Genomic DNA, 8,429 nt, shown 5'->3' on the forward strand with positions numbered 1-8,429 from the left:
AGACATTCTTCATATGATGTCACTGCGGGTCATTATTTTCATATTCGCTCAAATTATTATCAATTGTCCCGTACTACTCTTTGGCTGTTCGGTCTTGCCTGAAAAAAAGGTGTCTCATGAACAAAAATACATTTCTTAAGCACATACCTTGGGTGATCCTCGGGATTATTGGTGCTTTTTGTCTGTCAGTGGTTGCACTACGCCGTGGTGAACACGTCAGTGCATTATGGATAGTTGTTGCTTCTGTTGCGGTCTACTTAGTCGCTTATCGTTATTACAGTCTTTATATTGCTCAAAAAGTAATGAAGCTCGATCCTACTCGAGCCACTCCTTCAGTAATTAATAATGATGGTTTGAACTATGTTCCAACTAATCGTTATGTCCTCTTTGGTCACCACTTTGCCGCTATTGCGGGTGCTGGACCACTTGTCGGGCCAGTATTGGCTGCCCAAATGGGTTATTTACCCGGTACATTGTGGTTATTAGCTGGGGTGGTACTTGCTGGAGCCGTACAAGACTTTATGGTGCTGTTTATTTCGACGCGCCGTAATGGTAACTCTCTCGGTGAGATGATAAAGAAAGAGATGGGGCCTGTACCGGGAACTATCGCGCTGTTCGGCTGTTTCCTTATCATGATCATCATTCTTGCGGTGCTAGCTCTGATTGTAGTGAAAGCATTAGCAGAAAGTCCTTGGGGAGTATTCACCGTCTGTTCAACAGTACCTATTGCCCTATTTATGGGGATCTATATGCGCTATATTCGCCCAGGTCGTGTGGGTGAAGTTTCTGTTATTGGTATTGTTTTACTGATTGCCGCTATTTGGTTTGGTGGCGTTATCGCGAGTGATCCTTACTGGGGACCAGCATTAACCTTTAAAGACACCACTATTACTTTTGGGTTGATTGGTTATGCGTTTATCTCTGCTTTACTACCAGTATGGCTGATTTTAGCCCCTCGTGATTATTTAGCGACTTTCCTAAAAATTGGTGTAATTGTTGGTTTAGCTATCGGGATTGTTATTCTTAATCCTGAGTTAAAAATGCCCGCGATGACCCAATATATTGATGGTACAGGACCATTATGGAAAGGGGCTCTATTCCCATTCTTATTTATTACTATTGCTTGTGGTGCAGTTTCTGGTTTCCACGCACTGATTGCATCAGGTACAACGCCTAAATTGATCGCCAATGAAATGGATGCGCGTTTTATCGGTTATGGTGCAATGTTAATGGAATCATTTGTTGCGATCATGGCATTAGTGACTGCCTCTATTATTGAACCAGGTCTCTATTTTGCGATGAATACACCGCCTGCCGGATTAGGCATTACAATGCCAAATCTGCATGAGTTAGGGGGTGAAAACACCGCAATGATTATGGATCAATTAAAAGATGTCACCGTACACGCGGCTGCGACAGTTAGCTCATGGGGCTTTGTTATCTCGCCTGATGAGATTTTACAAACTGCCAAAGATATAGGTGAGCCTTCTGTACTTAATCGTGCTGGTGGTGCACCTACGTTAGCGGTGGGTATTGCTATGGTGTTCCATAAAATTTTACCTGCGGCAGATATGGGCTTCTGGTATCACTTTGGGATCTTATTTGAAGCACTCTTTATTTTAACAGCATTAGATGCAGGAACTCGTTCTGGTCGTTTTATGCTGCAAGACTTGTTAGGTAATTTTATCCCATACTTGAAGAAAACAGACTCTTTTATTGCTGGTGTTATCGGTACAGCAGGTTGTGTCGGTTTATGGGGTTATCTATTGTACCAAGGTGTTGTTGACCCACTGGGTGGTGTTAAGAGCTTATGGCCACTGTTTGGGATCTCCAATCAGATGTTAGCGGCTGTTGCACTTGTTTTAGGTACGGTCATCTTAATCAAGATGAAGAGAACGAAATACATCTGGGTAACCGTTATTCCTGCAGTATGGTTATTAATTTGTACAACATGGGCGCTAGGATTAAAACTGCTCAGTAATGATCCGCAAATGGAAGGTTTCTTCTATCTTGCTAATGAGTACAAAGCGAAAATCTTAGCCGGTGGGGCAGATCTTACTGCCGCAGAAATCACCAATATGAACCACATTGTGATTAATAACTACACCAATGCAGGTTTAAGTATTCTGTTCTTAGTGGTTGTTTACAGCATTATTTTCTACGGTATCCGTACCGCAATGAAAGCACGTAAAAATCCGAAAGAGTCAGCACAAGAAACACCATATGTACCTATGCCAAAAGATGTGAAGATATCTTCAGGTCATTAATCTTAGGCGAATAGGCTAAAAACCCTCGCACTCACTTAATGAGTGCGGGGCTTAGGAGAAACTTATGTTTGGTAATTTAGGGCAAGCTGGAAAATATCTAGGACAAGCCGCTCGTATGTTAATAGGTATTCCTGATTATGATAACTATGTGCAGCACATGAAGGACAACCATCCTGATAAACCAGTGATGACCTATAACGAGTTTTTCCGTGAACGTCAGGAAGCCCGTTATGGTGGCGGTGATGGTAAAGGTGGTTTCCGCTGTTGCTAATAATCTGTAAAGGAGACAAATAATGGAACCTATTGCAGTAACAATATTGACTGGCTTTTTAGGATCGGGAAAAACAACGCTTTTACGCCATATGCTCAATGAGGAGCATGGCTATAAAATTGCGGTGATTGAAAATGAATTTGGTGAAGTGCCTATCGATGATGAAATTATTGGTGATAGAGCAACACAAATAAAAACACTCACCAATGGCTGTATCTGTTGTAGTAAATCGAATGAGCTTGAAGATACTTTGCTCGATCTCTGCGATAGTCTTGATCGTGGTGACATTGTGTTTGATCGCCTAGTGATTGAGTGTACAGGGATGGCTGATCCGGGGCCTATCACACAAACATTTTTTTCTCATGAAGTGATCTGCCAACGCTATTTATTAGATGGCATTATTACACTGGTTGATACAATCCATGCTCAGCAACAGTTAGATCAATTTGCTATTGCTCAATCTCAAATTGGTTATGCGGATCGCATTCTATTAACTAAAACAGATATTCAACCTGCGAGCCAACAATTACTTGCTCGTTTAAGACGTATTAATGCTAGAGCGCCTACCTATACGGTGATCAATGGGAACATTGATTTAGCACTATTATTTAACGTAAAAGGCTTTATGTTGAATGATACTTTAGAGGTCAAGCAACCCCTGTTTCGTTTTCAGCCGGAAAAACAAGATGATATTCAGTCTATTGTACTAAATTTTGATTATCCCGTTGAGTTACAAGCAGTCTCTGATGTTATGGAGTCTTTGTTATTGAGCTTTGCCGATAACTTATTACGTTATAAAGGGATCTTAAATATTAAAGATAGTCCTAACCGATTGTTATTCCAAGGAGTGCAACGATTATATAGCGCTGATTGGGATAGACCTTGGCAAGAGAATGAAACTCGTCAAAGCACCTTAGTCTTTATTGGTATTCATCTGCCAGAAGAAGAAATAAAAGCCAGTTTCGATGCGTTAATGCATAACACTAAAGAATATGAGTAATAGCGATTGTTTGAGAAAAGTGTTTGTTGGTAGTGATGTAATAGCAGTAAGTAGTAAGCAGTAAATAGCAGTAACGAATATTAATCATGCTCCTGGACTTGAGGAGGATCCTGTTCCTGGGATCTTATGTTTCACCCCATAATAACCATTATGGGGTGTTTTTTTATACTAATTAGCCATTAGCAACAGCTTTATATTCCATAATTTCAATAATTTGTACATCAGTATGTTGCATTGCTCGACTAGCTAATGCACAAAGATTCTCGATCGTCATATCAACATCATGAGTGACAATGCCGTCATTACCCGTCACGCAGGTATCATCTAGCGCCATTAATACCGCTTTATAAGCGGCACTTGCTCCTGTCGACACTTTCATCGCACAACTGTTAGAGGCACCATCACAAATCACGCCACTAATATCGCCAATCATACTACTAATTGCCATTGCCATGGGTTCATAGCGTTCTTCCATTAGCCACGCAATAGCACCAGCAGCTCCCATTGATGCGGTTGTTGCGGCACATAGTGCGGAAAGTGCCGGGAATTTATGGTGAATATAAATGGCTAATAAATGTGAAAGCATTAATGCTCTTGCCATTTTTTCTTCACTAACCTGTAAATATTCAGCAACCACCACAACAGGCATTGTAGCTGCAATACCTTGATTTCCTGAACCTGAGTTACTCATTGCGGGGAGTACGGCACCGCCCATACGTGCATCAGAAGCCGCTGAAGTGCGGATCATAATTTCAGAAAGCAGATCTTTAGCTAACAAGCCACGTTGTTGCTGGCGTTGTAAGGTTTGACCAATATGCAAACCGTAAGTATTGTTCAAGCCTTCTTTTGATAATGCGTCATTTAATTGCGCCGATTGCAAAATAAAAGAAATTTCTTCTACAGGAGCTTGAGTAATAAACTGATAGATTTCTCGTGTGTTAGTGTTGGTTAAGGCTTGCTTAATTTGGCAAGGTGAGGCCGTTTGTTCAGATTGTGATGATAATTTATCAAGCACTACCTGACCATTATGGATAATTTTAATAATATTAGTATGATCACCTGCAATAATGACGGTGGCACTGTTTTCACCATCTTCAACGGTAACCTCAGAGTAAAGCACCTCTTGGCAGGCTTTTTTTATTGATACGCAGACAATGCCTGAATTTAATAGATTTTTACTCAACTCAACTTGTTCTGGTGTGGCATTTTTTAATACTTCTAGACCTGCTTCACTATCTCCAGCAACAGCCCCTAAACTAGCCGCAATGGATAATCCCACCATACCCGTGCCCGGTACAGTCACTCCCATTCCGTTTTTCATTAAGTTAGGAGAAACCTCTGCGCTAATACGGGTGATATTATGTTGCAGATAACGAGCTGCAGTGGCAGCAGCTAATGCAAGTGAAATGGGTTCGGTACAACCTAAAGCTGGCTTCACTTGTTGCTTAACAGCTTCAATTAATATTTTCCAGTAGGAAGATAATTGTTCTTTCATTGCATTATGTCCAATAAATAGTTTAATAATTCAAGGCGTTATATTGTAATTTTGATGCTTTGATCATACTGAATCTATTGGAGAAAATGTTTTCTGAATTTCCTAAGTGGGTGTAAATTTTGAGAAAAAAATACTATTTACAGATATTAAATTAGTAATATTTTATCTTGAATAAGTGAGGATTATTGAAGAATTTGATGTAGCAGTAATAGTCTCAAATCGAACAAAATAATTTCTTTAATGATAGTTGATGATTATAAATAAAAAACAATAGAATGAATGACTCATTCTATTGTTAGTATAATATCATACTTAATGTGGGCTAACTCAGAATAGTTAAATAAATGAACAGCCAGTGATGATGATAGCATCACTTACAATCATTATTTAACATAGTGAATATTATGACTTTTTGCAGCTTTGGTATAAGAATAATCTGAGGTTTTTTTATAAATATATTTATCTATTTTGCATGATGTAGATAATAGTAAAATAATAATTTAAATATTCTTTACTATTTTTTATTTAAAATGATTAACAATAAAATAGTTACTATTAATTTTTAGATGGTGAATATTTGTAATTACCTGAAGCAAATAAATGCTTCAGGCGAGTTACTTAATAATAAAATATAGCAATAATGGCGCAGTGGAAAACAAAACCAACCATAAGAGGAACAGCAGTTCTTTTTACCACATCAAAGGGTTGCAATTTAGCTCCACTGGAAACCGCAATGATCACGCCAGCCACAGGAGACATGCCGCGTCCCATATGTGATGCCTGCTGCATAGGTAAAATCATTGCAATTGGATTAACCCCCATGCTATGGGCAATTTGTGGAATAAGTTCAACGAATGCAAGGAAAGGTGCATTACCTGAGCCCATAATAATTGCGGCAGCCAATGTCACGATAGCGAACACTAATGCCATGGCAAATGGTGGTAGACCAACAGATTCCGCCATAACGATCAGGCTGTCTATTGCACCACTGACTTTAATACCATGAGCAAAAACACCCGCTGCGACTAATAGCCCAACAACATTACTAAATGCAGAACCCATACCCTTTAGAAAATGTTGGAAGCCTGCACACACTGATTTAAAATCACGTAAGCGTAATGTTTCAATCAGCATACAAATTGCCATTGAAATTAATACAATAGTGACGACATCAAGGTGAATACCTTCAACAAATAGGCTTGATGAACTTACTGCCATAATAATAGGTAACATTGGCAGTAGGGTATAAAAGCCGGGGATATTTTTATCACTTTTGGCTTCTTCTGCTATTTTTCCTAATTGGGGTACAAAACCCGCTTTGCGATCACAATGGCGTTGCCAGAAGATATGGGTAATACCAACAGCTAATACAGTTGCAATCGCCGCAGGCCCTTGGTAGTAAAGCACATACTCAACCACGCCTAAGTCAACCGCTTTTGCACCTCGAATAGCATCAATCGCTGTTGGCGTGTAAGCAACGCCTAATGAAGTTGCAATGACACCGGCAGCAGATGCTGGAGATAAACCTAGTCCTATCATAATGGGGAACATGGTACCCATTAGTAGAACGGCCAATCCTGTGGCTGACGGAATAGCAAGTTGCAAAATACTCGCGAGTAAAAAAGAGAAAAATAGCAACACATAAGGTGAGCGCATATTTTTCAATGGGCGAGTTGCAACACGTACAACAGCTTCATTAGCACCAATATGATCCATATAATGGGCGAATCCCATGAGTGCCATGATCATCAGACCTAAATCTGCAGCACGACTACTAAAGAGATCACGCATAACCTCAAAGGGATCTAGCCAGCTAATACCGGTTGTTTTGACATTTTTAGGCAGAATATCTCCCCAACCAAATATCATTGTTAGTGCCATTAAGATTAAACCAGCAACTAACAAAACCGGCTCGGCTTTATATCCTTTTAAGATCATTCTAGCGACAATAATAACGACAATTAAGACCGCAAGAATTTGGATCATGCTTTAGCTCCGGGGGCAAAACGCTCTGCGGTGATCTTAACGACAGATTTCAATACATCGCTGGCAGCATAAAGCGATTTAACGGGAAGATATTCATAAATAGAGTGGAAATTGTGCGCCCCGGTAAAGATATTAGGGCAAGGTAATCCTTTTTGCGATAATGCTGCTCCATCATAGCCACCCCGCATAGGGATTGGACGAGGGGTAATACCATTGGCTTTATAAGCATCAATAGCAATATCGATAGGATATCGATTTTCACCTTGTAGACTATTAAAGACATTTGCATAACGATCGGCTTGCTTACAAACAACAGTCCCTTCACCCCATAACGCTTCACATTGCTCTGAAAGTTGTTTTAAAAATGCCATACGATGGGCGTAGCCTGCTTCTGTGAAATCACGCACATCCATTTTTAATACGGTACGTGCGCTATTACCCGCCAGTTGTTTAACCCAATAATAACCTTCACGACCTTCGGTATATTCCGGTGCTTCACCGCCCGGTAACATCGCAATAAATTTATGAGCCATTAACAGTGAATTTTTTAATTTACCTTTTGCTGACATCGGGTGTGCTGAGGTTCCGATAAAGGTTATTTCAACATCACCGGCATTCCAATTTTCATATACAAGTTCACCAATACCACAACAATCTAAGGTATAAGCAAAGTCTGCGCCGAATTCTGTTACATCAAAGGCTTTTGCACCACGTAAACCTTGCTCTTCATCGGGTACAAAACCAATTTTAACTGTACCGTGTTTGACTTCTGGATGTTGTTTAAAATATTGCAACATATCCATAATAGAGGCGATAGCCGCTTTGTCGTCAGCGCCTAATAAGCTAGTACCATCTGTTACGATGATATCGTCACCAATATAGTTTTCTAATTCAGGGAATTCACTTTGACGTAAAAAAATCTCAAGTTCTTTGTTTAAGCAAAGGTCGCCACCTTTATAAGGTAAAATTTGTGCTTTAGTATCATTAGTTTGTTCTGCACTGGTATCTAAGTGACCAAAGAAAGCCACGGTAGGAACCTCATAATCAAGGTTAGAAGGTAGTGTCGCGGTAACAATGGCAGTATCGCGAATTTTGATATCTTCAACACCTAACGTCTTTAACTCTTCGACTAATTGTAAAGCGAGGACTCGCTGACCTTCCGATGAAGGCATAATCCCCGCGGCGCCATTTTCTCTATTTGTTGTAGTATTCACCTTGGTGTAAGAAATAAACCGATCAACAATGTTCATGATTAGACTCCGTTGTGTTTTTTGTATTTTATTTAATAAAATTCTGTTGTCTCATTATTGAGAATGAACAACAGTTACTTTTATCACAAAAAAAGCATTAAAGAATTATAAAAAAATAATTTTTTTTACAAGAAAATTTTAATGTTAATCAATGTTTAAT

At 39.5% G+C, this 8,429-nt stretch carries 6 protein-coding genes; 3 read left to right on the top strand and 3 right to left on the bottom strand.

Annotated elements, in window-relative coordinates:
• Positions 1–116 precede the first annotated feature (116 nt).
• From ACYUCW_RS09225 to yjiA, 3 genes are all read left to right on the top strand, one after another.
• Positions 117–2,267, top strand: a complete 2,151-nt coding sequence (locus tag ACYUCW_RS09225; protein ID WP_286412009.1) for a carbon starvation CstA family protein — start codon at positions 117–119, stop codon at positions 2,265–2,267.
• Positions 2,268–2,331: 64 nt separating this feature from the next.
• Complete coding sequence (locus ACYUCW_RS09230) at positions 2,332–2,538, top strand: YbdD/YjiX family protein (RefSeq protein WP_004245057.1); 207 nt, start codon at positions 2,332–2,334, stop codon at positions 2,536–2,538.
• Between the two features lie 22 nt (positions 2,539–2,560).
• Entirely contained in the window at positions 2,561–3,538 is a 978-nt protein-coding gene (gene yjiA, locus ACYUCW_RS09235) for a GTPase (RefSeq protein ID WP_046335242.1), read from the top strand.
• A 172-nt stretch (positions 3,539–3,710) separates the two neighbouring features.
• Here yjiA and ACYUCW_RS09240 read toward each other — a convergent pair whose 3' ends face one another.
• From ACYUCW_RS09240 to pepT, 3 genes are all read right to left on the bottom strand, one after another.
• Positions 3,711–5,033 (bottom strand): L-cysteine desulfidase family protein, encoded by a 1,323-nt coding sequence (locus tag ACYUCW_RS09240; protein WP_460408436.1) that lies wholly within the window; start codon positions 5,031–5,033, stop codon positions 3,711–3,713.
• A gap of 618 nt (positions 5,034–5,651) precedes the next feature.
• Positions 5,652–7,019 (bottom strand): C4-dicarboxylate transporter DcuC, encoded by a 1,368-nt coding sequence (gene dcuC, locus ACYUCW_RS09245; protein WP_460408438.1) that lies wholly within the window; start codon positions 7,017–7,019, stop codon positions 5,652–5,654.
• Positions 7,016–8,269, bottom strand: a complete 1,254-nt coding sequence (gene pepT, locus ACYUCW_RS09250; RefSeq protein ID WP_004247253.1) for a peptidase T — start codon at positions 8,267–8,269, stop codon at positions 7,016–7,018. Before pepT ends, dcuC begins: the two co-directional genes overlap by 4 nt.
• Positions 8,270–8,429 lie beyond the last annotated feature (160 nt).

The organism is Proteus sp. MB838 (assembly GCF_054767435.1).